Origin of the sequence: Butyrivibrio sp. WCE2006 (assembly GCF_000701985.1) — a bacterium.
In the GTDB taxonomy this organism is placed as follows: domain Bacteria; phylum Bacillota; class Clostridia; order Lachnospirales; family Lachnospiraceae; genus Butyrivibrio.
Genome location: NZ_JNKH01000005.1, coordinates 118,844 through 134,070, shown reverse-complemented (window position 1 = coordinate 134,070; position 15,227 = coordinate 118,844). Strand labels below are relative to the sequence as shown.

The following is a 15,227-nucleotide window of genomic DNA, read 5'->3' as shown; positions in this document are numbered from 1 at the left end:
GCCTGTTATCAGTTGGATGCGATACTGTCAAAAGTCTCTGCTGCACTTGATACAAGAGCATCATCAAGTGTCATGCCGATTTCTTCAGCAGCCTTTGTATTTACATAAAGGCTGGGCTCGTTGATAACTTCAAAAGGCATCTCCTCAGCCTTGCTCTCACCCTTAAGAACCTTGGCTGCCATCTCACCAGTCTGAATTCCAAGCTGGATATAATCAAGTCCCATGGCTGCTACACAACCAACCTTAACCTGCTCAACCTCTGAACCAAAAACAGGAATCTTCTGCTCTTTTGCATAGCTAAGAACTGTCTGAAGACCTGAAACTACTGTATTGTCTGTGAGGTTGTTGATGCAGTCAACTTTTGTAACAAGGTCTGCTGCTGCCATATCAAGATCTGCTAATGTATTGATACCGCTTTCTACGATCTCAAAGCCATATTCAGAAGCATGCTCCTTGTACTGGGCAATTGTGCTCTCTGAATTAGTCTCGCTTGTAGTATATAAAATTCCAATCTTCTTTGCATCAGGAAGCATCTTACGGATCATATCAAGCTGCTCTGTAACTGCAAGTGCGTCAGAAGTACCTGTGATATTACCTACTGGAGTTCCATCTTCTTTTGCAAGCTCAGCTGCAACAGGATCTGATACAGCAGAATAAATAACGGGTACTGTTGTGCCAAGCGCTGAATTGTATGCACTCATGGCACTGGGTGTAGCTATTCCGCAGATCAGGTCAACACCGTCAGCAACGAAAGCATCTGAAATCTGGCTTGCAGTACCTGTGTCTGCCTGAGCATTCTGGAAATGAACAGTGAGGTTTTCACCCTCTACGATTCCTTCATTTGCAAGTCCCTGAAGGAAACCTACACGGCAGTTATCAAGTGAACCGTGCTCTGCAAACTGTGAGATACCGATTACGTACTCCTCAGCACCCTCAGAAACATCTGTGGCATCGGTCTCCTCTTCTTTTTCTTCTGTAGCGTCATCTGAAGTCTCTTCAGTAGCATCATCTGATGCCTCTTCTGCAGCCTCTTCAGTAGTCTCTTCGGAGCTTTCTGCCTCTGCAGCTGAAGTATCTTCTGCATTAGAAGTATCCTCCGCAGTCTCCTCTGAAGTGTCCTCTGCAACACTGTTGTCCTCTGCTACCTTACGATTGTCTCCACAACCAGTGACTGAAACCACCATCATGGATGCAGCCAAAATAGCTGCCAGCATTTTCTTTTTCATAAATCCCTCCTTAGTGCGTTTGCACTTCACTACTGTAAATTAACACAGTCAGTAACTGTTTTATAATACAACAAAAAGTCCTGTGACGCAACGTCACAGGACCTTCCAAAACACGTTTATTCTTTTTAATATCCAAACTCCTGAGCCCAGTACCAATTGCCGTTACCAGCCTGAAAAACTGCAATTCCCACTGTCTTAAATCCTGCCTCCATAATGTTAGCAGCGTGTGTGGGAGATGCCATCCAAGCGGCAACTACTGAATCGCCGGTATTGTAAAGCTTAGCAAGGTTCTCGCCAAACATAATGTTGCTGTTTACAGTGTACCAGGGACTTCCATCAGGTCTGTTATGTGAGAATGTTCCAACAATCTCCTGTGCTCGTACCAAAGCAGCCTGAGTAAGTGAATCACTCCACTGGAGCTGTCCAAGTCCTGATGCAGCTCGCTTCTGATTAACAAGTGCGAACGCTGCCTGAGCTGCTGCCACAGCACCTTCACTTGAAGTGATCTCACCTGCAAGAGCTATAGCCTCGTCATCAATATAAATATTCTCAATATCCTCATTGATCCCTCTGAGAGCAGCCACATCGTCAATAGTAGCTACCTGCTTTTCACCGCATGCCATTACATTTAATGAGAAAACGACTGCAACTAATGTAGCAATAGCGCGTCTAAACTTCTTCATTTCCGTTCCTCCAAATTAAAGAATAGTTTATGGATAATTACATAGCATAATAATAGCATGTTTATCATATTTGTCAATTAAATAATCATAAAATTTTTCATTTATGATTGATGCTATTATTATTTTCTTTCAAAATATGTATCCATACAGAAGCGCTATACGCAGTGCTTATGAAATTTTCATTATTCGGACAAATCGATTAAGCCTTCTCAACCCTTTTTATAAGCAAAAGTCGCATTTTTAGCACCGGCTTTTTTCAGCTTTTTCACAATTTTATTATATTGTTTCTTATTTGCAGCTATTATTGTTATCTTACATTTGCCGTTTATATTCTTAAATGCACCGCTCCGGACTGTCGTAAGATTATCCGCATAAATTCTGATTGTCTTTAGTTTAGTGCAGTTTGCAAATGCGTTATTACCTATTGTAGTAACAGTTTTCGGAATGACAAGCTTTTTGAGCTTTTTATTTCCCTTCTTAAGCTTAGAACCAATCTGTGTGACAGTGTAGGAGAGTCCATTTTCATCTGTGATGACCTGAGGTATTGTAAGACTTGATGCATTCTTCTTCCCTACCTTCTGTAAGGTGACTGTAGCCTCTTCATCATTAACAAAATAGGTTCCGTTTTCAGAACTAACTGAATAACTTATGTACGTACCTGCAGCTTTGGGCAAAGGAGCTTCCTGATTGCTGCTGCCTTGTGACTGATCATTATTATCTGACTGGCCACCGCTTTGCTGATCACCATTTCCGCTTTGTCCGCCATCCTGCTGGTCACTATTTCCGCCTTGTCCGCCGCCCTGCTGGTCACTATTTCCGCTTTGTCCGCCGCCCTGCTGACCATTATCTCCGGACTGACTATTATCGCCTGAGCCACTTCCTCCGGCATTCTGGTTTCCACCATTCTGACCACTATTATCCTTTTGTCCGCTACCATTATTCTGCTCTGTATCATCAGTCTGATTCTGAACTGCTTTAACAGTGACAGCGCATGTTTTCGTGAAGCCTCCATCAGTTGCTTTTATCGTAATATTGGCAGTTCCTGCAGAATTTGCATACAGCATTTTGCCGTTAACCTTAACTACATTCTGGTCACTGCTTTCATAGGTATATTCCTTTATAGACGCATTTTCGGGAGTAAAAGTAGGCTTAATGGTAAAGTTTGTACCTTCATCAACTTCCATGGCTTCAGCTGAAATACCTATTCCCTGAACAGCAATATAATCTGAATCTTTTTGCATAGCACTACTATTCTGAGTAATGTATGAATAGGTATAGTGTGTTCCTGTCGCAACAGGCATGCGATAGCCTACATAACCCTGATTTTCCGTTCTGATATGCTTATGATTTTTTATTCCATTAGCATATTCAGAGGTGGTTTTGTTAAAGTAATCGTGTGATACAGTTCCGCCACTTGATGTTGATGCCCACGTAGTATCCGCTTCATACCATAATCCATCAAGTCTTACAATATTCCAGGCATGCCCGCCTCCAGAGCCGGAACTGCTTGTAGTAGCTTTTCCTGCTATAACCATGGCGTCTATTCCAAGCTTTTCCAAAATCATCTGATAGCCTGTAGAATACCCGTCACATACTGCTTTTTTGTTATATAAAGATCCATAGGCGGTGTGTGCAACGTTGAAATAACCTGAATACCCTGAGTCATTTGCAGCATCATTATCATAAGAAACCATCTTGGAAAAATAGTCATGAACATTAAGCTCTGTAATGGCAGGCCAGTTAGCATCCGCAAGGTTCTTACTTTGTATGTCGGCAACAATTGTATTTAAAGAGTTCTGAATTGTAGTATTTATTTTTGCAAACTGAGTATCATCAAAATATGCTTTTGTGTACACATAGGACTCCACTGTGCCATTTCCCCGAGTGACGATTCCATAGTTAGCCATGCACATATAAAACTCAACATTACCAGGATGGTCAAAATAAAGCGCCTCCTGAACTCTGTTGAGAATACTGTTCATACTACTTATGCCATAAACTTCACTAAAAGACTTATTTCCTGAATAAATCACATAAGAATAATTTGAATAAACGTCACTTGCGTTTACATTATTTCTTTTGCTATATGGAATATATTTTTTTGTAGAAATCAAAGAGTAGATAGCTTCATAGAGAATCTTCTCCTCTTGTGAAAGATATTCATAATGAGGCCCGGTTTCTACCGGAACAGCATCCAAAGGATAAACTGCACTTCCTCTGAGAAGATTGGGATTATCATCTAAGCTTTTTTCCGTGTCATCTATTACGATAGTCTCAATTTCTTCACGTTCCGGAATCCACATTCCTCCTACAGGAGTATCATTTTTTGCACTTACATTTACCCGGATCATTCCTATCATAAAGAATGTCAGCACAAAGATAAACGCTGATAAATAAGTTCTTTTCTTTCTTATAAATTTCATTTTGTATCCCTGCTTCTTTTACTTTTTTGCTCTAGTGCTGCTGTCATTAAATACCTCGACTTTTTACGAAGTATAAAGTCGAGGTATTTGATGACAGTAGCACTAATGGTTTGTATAAAAAAGTCTGTATCTACCTTATAAACTTCATCCAAGGCTTATATTTTAAAATATGGCATTGCAAAAAACATTTCAAGGAAAATAAATATAAATTTTTTCGTTATCCATATCGATAAAATCATTTATCGGGAATTAGGTTCTATTTTTGGGGTATAATTTTGTGGTATTTCGGTTGCCTACAGTCACAACAATTAGAAATTGAAAACAGACTCCTCAGTATTCATAATAACATTTTGTAGTTATCACTTTTTTGATATATATTTCAGTCTAAATCTTGTTTATCTCATAAGTGACTGAACATATTCATATTATAGTTTATATTTTATCTGTATATAGTGTAATTGTGCAGTCACTTTCTTCTTTTTTCATATATTGACTCTTCCGTGCATTTACGCACAGATTTTTGCCAAATCACAAAGAATGAATATTCCCAGGAAAGATACAAAGTCTGATTCTATTTAATATTTGATCAAATTACAAATAACGATTATTCCTTAGGAAAGTTGCAAAATTAGATTCAATTTACTAGGATAATGAAAGGATGAAATTACCCCTCACGAACGATACACACATAAAGCGAAATTAAACTGATAATTTTGCTTTGTATAAACTAAGATGTTCACAGGACTTTTTTCGAATTTTCTAAGGGAATACCAATAAGAGTATTAAAGGAGAATACCAACAAGAGTTATGAGTAAAAACAAGAACAATACTACTAGTCCGTTATACAGATTTTTTCATGTAATAATTATAATTGCACTACTTGGAGTAGTCATATACGAAGCTGTTATGATTTACAAGGATCAGTCAGAATATTCAGCAGCTGTTAATGAATACGACTCGATCAAGGATACTTATGTTAAGCCTGCAGAAACAGATCCAGGTGATGCCTATTCCGAAAGTCCGGAGGACTACCCGAAGCTCGACATCAATTTTGCTGCGTTAGAGGAAATTAATTCAGATTTTATCGGATGGTTGTATTTTCCGGCATTTTCCAAAATCAACTATCCTATTGTTAAGGAGCAGAGCATAAATCAGTATCTCTATAAGACCTTTGATGGAAAAAATAATAAGGCCGGCGCAATCTTTATGGATGTCCTTAGTGATGAGAATTTCTGCGGCCTGAGCGATATGATTTTTGGACATAACATGAAAAATCAGTCAATGTTTGGTTCTCTCAAATCTCTATACAAATCAGGAGATGAGAATCCGCTTGAAAAGGATCCTTTCATATATATCTATACTAAAGATAAAATACTTAAGTACAGAGTTTTTTCCTATTACATCACAACTGACGGTTCCTACAGCTATACCGAAGTGAAGGACCATGAAGGCTATGATGAATATCTGAAATTTGTTAAAAGAAATTCCATGATGGATATTCCAAACGATATTAGTTTTGAGGATTACCCTTCTCTTCTCACCTTGTCCACGTGCCAGGGGCAATCCGGAAGCGGAAGAAGATTTGTCGTGCATTCAGTAAAGGTTGATACATTTGTTAATTCAGATTTGACAGACATTCAGTGAAGGTTGATACATTCGTGAATTCAGATTTGTCATACATTCAGTGAGGGTTGATACATTCGCGAATTCCTGATTCTTATAGTCCCTTGCTAATAGCGTCATCTCCGAACTTGCCCTTTATTAAGCGCTCCATTTCCACAAGCTTTTCCTGCTTCTCATTAAGTTCCTTTTCTTTTTTGATTTCAGCCTGTCCGGTGGTTGCCCAGTCAAAGAGATTCACCTGTCGGTATTCTCCGTTATCAAGATTATCGACTCCGACCCCCACCAGTCTGATTCCAATGTCATCTTCAAAAAGTCCATTTTCTCCGGTTAGAAGATTCCCCAGAAGGAACATGGCATTGTCATAGATGACATCTGCATTGTCAGTGGATTCTGAAAGCTTTATCTGCCTTGAAAAGCGCTTGAAATCATTGGTTTTAACCTGCGCTGTCACTGTTCCACCATATACGCCATCGCGCTTAAGTCTGCCGGATACTTTCTCAGAAAGGTACCTGACTACCGGAGGCATGTCCTGGTCATAATTTGCAGCAGTGATATCGTAGGTCATTGTGGTCTCATTTGAATAGCTCTTGGCATCCTCTCTCTCAGGATGAACAGTATCCGATCCGATTCCGTTAGCACTTCTTTTTATGTAATCCCCTGACTTTTCTCCAAGCTGAGATTTTAGAAGATCCATGTCAGCTGTGGCGGCTTCACCAATTGTTCGAATTCCTACTCCACGGAGCTTTTCAGCACTCTTTTTGCCACATCCGAAAAGGTCGCCTATATCGAGCCCCCACATTTTATCCTGTATTTCTTCAAGATAGAGGGTGTGGGTCTTGTCAGGCTTTGTAAAATCACTTGCCATCTTAGCAAGTAGTTTATTCGTAGATATTCCCACATTTACAGTAAATCCAAGCTTCGTCCTGATCTCATACCTGATGGCAGCGGCAAGACATATCGGAAACGGCTCATTAATTCCTTCGATTGAGTCTATTTCGTTCTGCAACCGCTTTCTTCCTGCATAAAGATCTTCTGCATGATTATTTCTAATAATATAGGATTCAGCCCCATTCCCGGGTCCATCAACATAGGATTCTTTTTCATGTTTAGTACCTTCAACATATGATTTCTCTACATGATTAGTTCCATCTGCATAGGATTCTTCTACATCATTAGTCCCTTTAGTATACTTTTCACCTGCAGAACTCATATTATCCGCATGTGCTTCTTCAATACTGGTTTTATCTGTATATACGTCTTCATCTGTGCTTGCTTCACTCGAAAACACATCCATCAAATGCTTCTTCACATCAAATGATGATAGCCCGGTTACATCCAGGAATGCCTCATCGATAGAAACCTGCTCAAGGATCTCTGAGTAGTTCCTCAAAATATCGATAAATGCATGAGAATACTCCCTGTAGGTCTTGAAATCGGAAGGAACAACCACAAGCTTTGGGCATTTCTGCAGAGCACTTGTGATTGGCTCAGCGGTATTAATTCCGTACTTTTTGGCAGGGATAGATTTTGCTGTCACTATCCCGTGCCTCGTTTTAATATCTCCTCCTACTACAGAGGGAATAGTCCTGAGGTCTATGGAACCCGGATCCTCTTTCAGGCGTTTCACCGCAGTCCAAGAGAGAAATGCAGAATTAACATCTATATGAAAAATTATCTTTCTTCTACTATTACCATTCATAACTATAGCCCACAAAAATACCCTCGAAAGACTCAACCTCACGAGGGTATTTACTATAAATCACATTATCACTTTATCTCTCATTCTTCCAATAGCATCCATTGCAAGTCTTGATCTCTCACATTCCTCTGTAGACAAGGTTATCTGCCAGCACAGTTCTGAGCCCTTCATGTGCTCGGACGCGTAGGACAAGCCATTTGTCCTCTCATCAAGGAATGGACGATCGATCTGGTTCGGATCGCCTAAAAGAATTATCTTAGTGTCCTTACCTGCTCTGGTTATGATACCTTTTGCCTGAGCCGGTGTCATATTCTGAGCTTCATCAATAATGAGATAGGTTTTTAAAATGGAACGCCCTCTGATAAAATTCAGCGCTTCAGTCTGAACAATTCCCCTCTCAAATATCTCTTCTGTTTTATCCTGAAGCTCCTTTTCATCCTGATATCGTTCTTCTTCACTGGAATCAATCAGCTGCTCCAGATTATCTATTATAGGTCTCATAAGAGGCCCGATCTTCTCCTGTTCATCGCCGGGGAGGAAACCAATATCATCATCAAACTGCGAATTAGGTCTGCAGACCAGAATTCTTCTGTATTCTCCCGTGGGACGATTAACCATTTTCTCAAGGCCAACAGCCAGCGAATAAAATGTCTTTGCAGTTCCTGCCATTCCCTTTACAATAACCAAAGGTGCCTTCTCAGCAGGCTGCATAAGTGCCTCCTGAAGGAAATACTGCCCGGCATTTCTAGGGGTGACCCCGTAGGGCTGTGCCTTTTCAAATTCAAGCTTCTTAATCACTCCATGATCAACCCTGCCCATCTGAGTCTTATTAGTGGCCTGATCGCTTTGAAGTACAACAAATTCATTTTCATAAAGCTCCGGCTTGATTTTTTTACCCGCTCCATCGCAGGTATAAACTACGTCCACCGGAACTCCTTTTCTTCTAAACTCCTTAAAATTCTCCTCGGGTGCATAAACTCTTATGCGTCCGGCATACTGTTCTCCATGTGATACTACCTGTTCAGTTGTAAAATCCTGAGCTTTAATTCCTAGAAGCTGCGCCTTTATACGCATCAAAATATCCTTCGTTACCAGAATAACCTGTTCCTTGGATGTATCGGAAAGCCCTTTGCATACTCTGAGGATACGATTATCGGATTTATACTCCGTCATATCCTTTGGCAATTCTACGTCTTTAAAATTCTTCTCAATCCTGAGAATTGCGCCATCCTGCAGCTCAACTCCCTTGGTAAGATCTCCTTTCTCCCGCAGCTCTTCAAGCAGACGAATCACTTCACGGACATTGGCACCCCGCTCACCCTCGTCGCGCTTGTGCGAATCCAGTTCTTCAAGTACCACCAGTGGCAGGATAACATCGTTATCATCAAAACACTTTAAAGCATGTGGTGCCTGAATGAGGACGTTAGTATCGAGTACATAGATTTTTTTCATGCACTTCCCCCCCGATTATGAAATTTGGTCGGTTGAAACAAAGTTGTTTATAAAGGAATTATACCATATATTGTGTTTTTAAAATACATTACTTGCAATAAATTGTGGTAACTGTTTTTTTATTGTAACTTTTATTTCTGCGGAAATTCACGAGCTATTATGGTATAATTTTACTATATATAGACTTTTATGAAGGTATGATTCTTAATCACTTTTACCTTACAATATTCTTGGGGAGGGGGCGTAATCTTGGCATTATTTGGCAGAGATTTTGATGATGAACTTGATAATAATTACTTGCCGCTTGAAGAGTATGCTCCTACAATCAGCAGGCAGGAGGTTGTAAAAAGGAAACGCCTTTCTGACCTCATCGCACCGATCCGCGATATTCCCACCGCTTTAAAAGGAAGACGCGATCAGATAGAGGGGGATCTTAATTCCTTTGCATCTGATCAGGACGAAGCCTTTGACAATCTTTCTGATATGCTGCTTGAAATCATTGCTGCTTCAGGCGGTCATATTGATGATGTAAATATTCTTGGGGAAACCATGGTAAAAATAAGCGATGCCCTTTCCTCAATCAGAGAATCTACCGATAATCTTCCGGAGCTTCCGGCTAATTCCGATCTTGCAGGGAATATTGAAATTCCTCAGATCAATCTGCAAAAGCTTTCTGATGAATATATGCCGGACCAGGAACTTATCATGCAGATAAGAAGTTACTCCTCTTTTTCCCATATTCTGAAAAAATCAGTATCATACACCCTGTCCAGCCTGGAGCAGTATCACAAGCAGGTGCAGAGTCTTTCGGAAAAGAAAGATATGCTCGAAGCCCTTGCATCCGAGGCAGATCTTTTTGCGCTACACACCACAATAGAAGCTACACATATGAATGAAGAATGCCGGGAGTTTTCAACCAGGATCGCTGCCGAGGTAGGAAATCTTTCAAGAAAAATCCACGATATATCTGCGGCTTTGGACGCTGAGCTGGGAACCCTTGAAAACGGCTTTAATACCGTTCGGTCATCTCTCAATACGATTGAATCTGCTCATCGGGACTCCACGAAATACGCTGATATGTATTCTTCCGTATGCAACGAATATTACAGGCAAAGTACAAACTATACGAATATTCTGATAAAAAGCCTGTCCACTCTTAATCAGGATTTTCGCGCTGCCATGAAAAAGCAGGATTCGCTTCAGGAAAACTATTTAAAAGCCCTGGAGGTTTTCAGATCTGAAATCATGAATTCTGCCAGACAGATTACCTATAAAGGGAGCAGAATCGGAAGTGTTCTGGATGGGTGCATTAGAGGCGCAAGGTCACTTAGTGATGAGATGAAGGAAACTCTTGAAAAAATAATAGAGCTTCAGGATTCCCTATCTGCTTTAAGGCGCACTGATGCTGTACGGAAATCCAAATACTCTGACGCACTATTGAAAGCATTTGATCAGGATATCGTATGGCTTAGAAACAAAATTGAAAATGTGCTTGAAGATGCTGAAAATGAATAAAGCAAAAGAGCCGGCGCGATATTGGCACCGGTTCTTTCTCCCTCATAATTCTATAAACCGCAGAACGATTTATATTTCGTACACTAAAATGTGCACTCTGAACTTATCATTCTTAATATATCTAGATTTTATCACACCAAACCCATAATACAATATATTTTATGGCTTTTTTTCAGATTTTTTACAAATAGTTTCCAATTTAAAATCTCATATATCGCGGTCTACCCGAACTAACAACATAGTCTTCTGCAAATATATAAGCAACCAGTTTCCCACGATAATAGAATTCGCACCTATTTCCAAACATCTCATCAATTGTGAGTGTTATAGAATCCACCCTGATACAGTCCTCATTTCCCTCAAACCATAAGCCCTGAACATTCTGCGCATAGGTTATTACAAAATCTCTGAGCTCACAGTAATGAAATCTGTCGTATGTGATCAGCATTCTTGAATTTTTGCTCTCTTCTCTTCCTGCCTTGGGAATTCTCGCACCTACTATTTTGATACGTCCGCTCTTAAGTGGTCTGAAGGAAACCATAAGGTCATGACCTTCATCAAGTGCCTGATAGAGTACAAAGGGATGTGTACTGCAATAAAGCTTCTCACTGCCATAACCCAGTTTTCTCCGAAGCTTGGTAAGAGCAAGTCTGACTTTGGCAAGAAATGCCTCGTCTTCACTTCTTCTCTTAACCTGTAGTCTCAACTGCATCGCATATTCAGCCTGCAGATAGTAAGAATATGCCTTAGCTGTATCAACCGGACCTCCTATACCCTTCCGGTACATATCACCCATCTCATAGGCAAGCTCAGCAAATCTGCACTTGTAATGACCTTTTCCTTCGCTTATAAATTTCTTAAGTTCTTTCCTATAACCCGCACGAACTTCTCTTCTGACGTAAGTTCTGCTTTCATCTCTTTCTTTCATAACCCATATAATAACATAAATCCAAAATTATGGAATATAATGATTTTTCACTAATTTTTTACTGTAACCATTACTTATTCCATAAAAAATAATCATCCCGGATAAAAAGCAGCAAAATTTATGCCACAAAAATCTTTTAGATGAACCAAGATTTTTGTGGCATAGATACATTTTTATTTGTTTAATGAAACAGTTACTTCATCTGCCCACGCAAGGTTAAAATCTCCTGTTTCTTTAACTGATTCTTCCATTATCTTTTTATCCGGTTTTAAGTCAACAGTAATTTCTTCATTCGGAGTCTGCACTGTCAAAGGTCTGTCAAAATCCATCATCAGAGGATTTGCTAAAATGGTAATCTCTCCGTTAACGTCATCAATCTCATCCAAATATACTGTATTATTCTCTTTGTCAAAAACCGCTTCAATTACTCCCTGATTCACGGATTTATCTGCCTTTAACCAGTAAAAAGCATTATCGTTTCTACTATCCGCTCTCGTACCGAGATCCCAGATAAATGACTGTGGTAAAGGTTCACGCTGATAGTCGTTCACATAGTGAACCGCATCAGTATCTCTTTCCTCTACAACTTCCATATTCAGGTCGTTTGTCACATACTCAAATAGTTTGTCATCAAGTCCATCCGGAGACTCATAAGACAGCTCTGAGCAGGATGTTTTGCCGGAAACCTCTTCAAGAATATTCATAAAAGCAGATAACCAGTCCTCATCCTCTGCTCTTCTTGCAAATTCTTCGGGATGTTTAAGAACGTGAGGATAAAGCTTTGCCGGATCCTCATCCTGCAGACCATACTCCTCAATAAATTCATCATTTACTACATAATTATCATTGATTCCATGACCCTGAGGAACATGAACCAGCACTCTGTGAGAATAGCCGAAACCAAAAGCTTCACTATATCCATTAAGAATATCCTCGAATTCTGCACCACGCAGTGACCTTTTTGCAGAAGCACTGTAGTAGTCCCTTATTCCCACCTGAATCTCTATAGGAAGATTTGATAAATTAAGAAGACTTACATCATTTGGATGTCCGGATGACATATTAACTGCAGCGAATCTGTCTGCCATCCTTGGAGCAACAGCATATACTCCGTCACCTCCTGCAGAAAATCCCAGAAGATAAACCCTGTTGGGATCAGCATTTTCAAGAAGTATCATGTCCTCAATAAGCCTGTCATACATAGGATACGAATCTTCCAAAAAATGCATATTCCATACATCTTCCATACCTCTTACAGCTACATAAATCCCATTTTGCACTGAATCGCGATAATAATTCATCATTGCTATCCACTGCTCATTATTTTCCTCAGCTGTTGATTCACCGCCGCCGTGCATAGTGATGTACAAAGGATACATACCTTCATCATCAGGCTCACCTATTATTTCCATGGTATATTGCATCCTGCGACCATTCATTTCAATGGTACAGATATCATAAGGATCACTCTCACCACTTGTAGTTGAAAGTGTCTTAGATACCGGAGTTACTTCCATTTGCCTCACAGAATCTGCCATGGCACTCTCCCTGTAATCATTGAAAACATTGCTCAAATCCCACAGAGCTTCCTGCGTCTTATCTCCATAGTCTTTACTTACAGCAAAACCGGATTCTCCTTCAGAATCTTCCTGGCTACTGTTCTCATTCTCATAGTTTTCATTTTCCGTCTGCCAATCTGATTCAGATGCACCTTCACTACTTATTGAAGAACATGCCAAAAGTGCAGATGCACTGGTAAGAGTCACGCCAAGCAATGTGATTTTCTTAATAATATCCATGATAATGATCCCCCTCTTTTTTTGTTAATCTAATAATAGCTTAACCATTGTCACAATATTATCCCTATCCATTTGTTTATAATCAAGATTTTTTCCTGTTACAGAATTTTCATAACGGGAAAGCTCATCCAAATCGTCCCATGGTATCAGGCACGCATGAATTTTATTAGCATTATCTTTGGTGATTCTGGTGGATTTATCCTGTTTATACTGCTCTTCTCTGGCTTTGATCTCGTCCTCTGTCATGCATCTGTAGCCCATGGAATAGTGAAAAGCGCACCATCTCTCATGTTCAGATTTCGCCAGATTCTCCATACATTCCGGAGTGATTTCTTCAGAGCCTGAAATTCCCAGCCTGCCGATAAGCCCTGATAAATAGTCCGCACTGGCTCTGCAGCTCATTCTGTCAAAGTATGCACAGTCCTTCCACTGCTCATCTGCAGCCTCTGAATCTCCCCTGTAAAAATGATTTATTTCTCTCGCCAGCTGATCGATATTTCTGTCATAAATAATTTCAGGTGCAAAAGTATCGGTTATCTCACAATGCATATCTTCCTTATAATAAATAACCGAGCCGTCACAGCACTGATAAATAGGTGCCTGACATCCTGCCTTTGATAATATCTCATGTATTCCATATGCCATATCGCGACCTGCGGATTCATTACCAACTGTGATGTATATGCTTGTAAGATTAGCCGCATTTTCTTTTACATAATCAGTGAGCTGAGAGCTCCTGCCGTCATAAGGCATAAAAGAAATATCATAATTTTCCAGCATCGCTTCATAGCGGACTCTGTAAAAACCGTCCTTTTTATGAACATTAGGATCAAAAACGCAAACCTTGAACTCGCTTCCTTCAAACTGGCCACCTGAGACAATTCTTCTAAGAAGCTCCTGCCCTACATGTCCAAAACCTATGATAAGGGCGCTCACATCTCTTTCAGCTTTTGCCTTTGAATTAAAGGGAATCGTGTTACATACAGGATATTTCCTAAGAAGAATTCTAGCTGTAAGCTCCGGAGAATTAAAAGCAAAAACACTTCCATAACCATAGGTGTTCCCCAGCGCCTGAAAATAATTATTCTCTATATCCTCCCTGCCAAAAAGTACAAGCTCAGTCTGAACCGGGCTGATTCCGAATTCCTGAAGGCATTTCATCATCTTTGAAGCATAATCAAAATTCGCATCTTCATTGACTGACAGTGCACTTATGCGGATTTTCCCTTTATATCTCTTAAGAGATAATCTTTTCAAAAACTTTTTCGTAGGCTTTTTCGCATCATTATCAGAAAAACAGATTCCTCCCATGCATCTGATAGTTGATTCATACCCTGCTCCGTTTCCAACAAATACCACGGAGGCCTTGTCATTTTTTACAAGTTCTCTTCCTGTATTTATGGTGTGCTCATTGATACCATAGATGATTTCAATGTCATGGATCTTGAGGAAAAATATACGCATTTTCCTAAGTACGTTATCACCGATAAGAAGAATGACTGCGCTTACCAGTGAATAGTAAGCAAAGAAGTGTATGAGCCAGTAAAAAACCGAAAGTCCCGGATTTATACCGACAGCATTTTTGAACTTCTCAAAATTATCGCCACCTGTATTACCAAACATTTTTCCAAGGTCAACAACAGTCCTCAGAACAGCGCTCAGAGGCTCAGCACCGTATATAAACGAATTTATGGAGCCGTATATAAATAGTCCGCCTATAATAGCTATGAAAAAAGCTATCTGTGTCCATTTGGCTATATGTTCACTATCTATCGCAAGCCACAATGCTATTGCAAAAAAGATTGCAGCCGAAATCAGAATTATCAAAATACTTTCCATTTAAATTCTTCCTTTATTGATACCATATCTTTTATTGTTA

The 15,227-nt window shown here is 39.9% G+C and carries 10 protein-coding genes; 2 read left to right on the top strand and 8 right to left on the bottom strand.

The genetic code is table 11. The features are described 5' to 3' along the window. Positions 1-8: 8 nt before the first annotated feature. From T501_RS05545 to T501_RS05535, 3 genes are all read right to left on the bottom strand, one after another. Entirely contained in the window at positions 9-1,226 is a 1,218-nt protein-coding gene (locus T501_RS05545; RefSeq protein ID WP_026511031.1) for an ABC transporter substrate-binding protein, read from the bottom strand. 125 nt (positions 1,227-1,351) lie between these two features. Further along, positions 1,352-1,909 (bottom strand): CAP domain-containing protein, encoded by a 558-nt coding sequence (locus T501_RS05540; RefSeq protein WP_049945844.1) that lies wholly within the window; start codon positions 1,907-1,909, stop codon positions 1,352-1,354. A gap of 209 nt (positions 1,910-2,118) precedes the next feature. Then, positions 2,119-4,332, bottom strand: a complete 2,214-nt coding sequence (locus T501_RS05535; protein WP_044913756.1) for a leucine-rich repeat protein — start codon at positions 4,330-4,332, stop codon at positions 2,119-2,121. 807 nt (positions 4,333-5,139) lie between these two features. Here T501_RS05535 and T501_RS05530 point away from each other — a divergent pair. After that, positions 5,140-5,976: a class B sortase gene (locus T501_RS05530; protein ID WP_050008159.1), complete on the top strand. Its 837-nt coding sequence runs from the start codon at positions 5,140-5,142 to the stop codon at positions 5,974-5,976. A 73-nt stretch (positions 5,977-6,049) separates the two neighbouring features. Here the strand turns inward: T501_RS05530 and T501_RS20050 are convergent, their stop codons facing one another. Together T501_RS20050 and T501_RS05520 are read right to left on the bottom strand one after the other, a co-directional pair. After that, positions 6,050-7,654 carry a DNA polymerase Y family protein gene (locus tag T501_RS20050; protein WP_155994794.1) on the bottom strand — a complete coding sequence of 535 codons (1,605 nt, stop codon included), beginning with the start codon at positions 7,652-7,654 and terminating at the stop codon, positions 6,050-6,052. Positions 7,655-7,714: 60 nt separating this feature from the next. After that, on the bottom strand, positions 7,715-9,106 hold the full coding sequence (locus T501_RS05520) for a PhoH family protein (RefSeq protein WP_044913755.1): 1,392 nt from the start codon (positions 9,104-9,106) through the stop codon (positions 7,715-7,717). 249 nt (positions 9,107-9,355) lie between these two features. On the opposite strand from T501_RS05520, the gene T501_RS05515 reads away from it, so the two are divergent. Then, complete coding sequence (locus T501_RS05515; protein WP_044913753.1) at positions 9,356-10,621, top strand: hypothetical protein; 1,266 nt, start codon at positions 9,356-9,358, stop codon at positions 10,619-10,621. 199 nt (positions 10,622-10,820) lie between these two features. On the opposite strand, the gene T501_RS05510 is transcribed toward T501_RS05515, so the two are convergent. The 3 genes from T501_RS05510 to T501_RS05500 form a co-directional block, all read right to left on the bottom strand. Then, positions 10,821-11,549: an SEL1-like repeat protein gene (locus tag T501_RS05510; protein ID WP_044913752.1), complete on the bottom strand. Its 729-nt coding sequence runs from the start codon at positions 11,547-11,549 to the stop codon at positions 10,821-10,823. 173 nt (positions 11,550-11,722) lie between these two features. Then, positions 11,723-13,348, bottom strand: coding sequence for an alpha/beta hydrolase (locus tag T501_RS20045; RefSeq protein WP_050008157.1), 1,626 nt, complete (start codon positions 13,346-13,348; stop codon positions 11,723-11,725). A 24-nt stretch (positions 13,349-13,372) separates the two neighbouring features. Next, positions 13,373-15,187: a hypothetical protein gene (locus T501_RS05500; RefSeq protein WP_044913751.1), complete on the bottom strand. Its 1,815-nt coding sequence runs from the start codon at positions 15,185-15,187 to the stop codon at positions 13,373-13,375. Positions 15,188-15,227 lie beyond the last annotated feature (40 nt).

Bases quoted from the DNA above. Each gene is read 5' to 3' on its own strand.
- T501_RS05545 (WP_026511031.1), bottom strand. From the start codon at position 1,226: ATGAAAAAGAAAATGCTGGCAGCTATTTTGGCTGCATCCATGATGGTG.
- T501_RS05540 (WP_049945844.1), bottom strand. From the start codon at position 1,909: ATGAAGAAGTTTAGACGCGCTATTGCTACATTAGTTGCAGTCGTTTTC.
- T501_RS05535 (WP_044913756.1), bottom strand. From the start codon at position 4,332: ATGAAATTTATAAGAAAGAAAAGAACTTATTTATCAGCGTTTATCTTT.
- T501_RS05530 (WP_050008159.1), top strand. From the start codon at position 5,140: ATGAGTAAAAACAAGAACAATACTACTAGTCCGTTATACAGATTTTTT.
- T501_RS20050 (WP_155994794.1), bottom strand. From the start codon at position 7,654: ATGAATGGTAATAGTAGAAGAAAGATAATTTTTCATATAGATGTTAAT.
- T501_RS05520 (WP_044913755.1), bottom strand. From the start codon at position 9,106: ATGAAAAAAATCTATGTACTCGATACTAACGTCCTCATTCAGGCACCA.
- T501_RS05510 (WP_044913752.1), bottom strand. From the start codon at position 11,549: ATGAAAGAAAGAGATGAAAGCAGAACTTACGTCAGAAGAGAAGTTCGT.
- T501_RS20045 (WP_050008157.1), bottom strand. From the start codon at position 13,348: ATGGATATTATTAAGAAAATCACATTGCTTGGCGTGACTCTTACCAGT.
- T501_RS05500 (WP_044913751.1), bottom strand. From the start codon at position 15,187: ATGGAAAGTATTTTGATAATTCTGATTTCGGCTGCAATCTTTTTTGCA.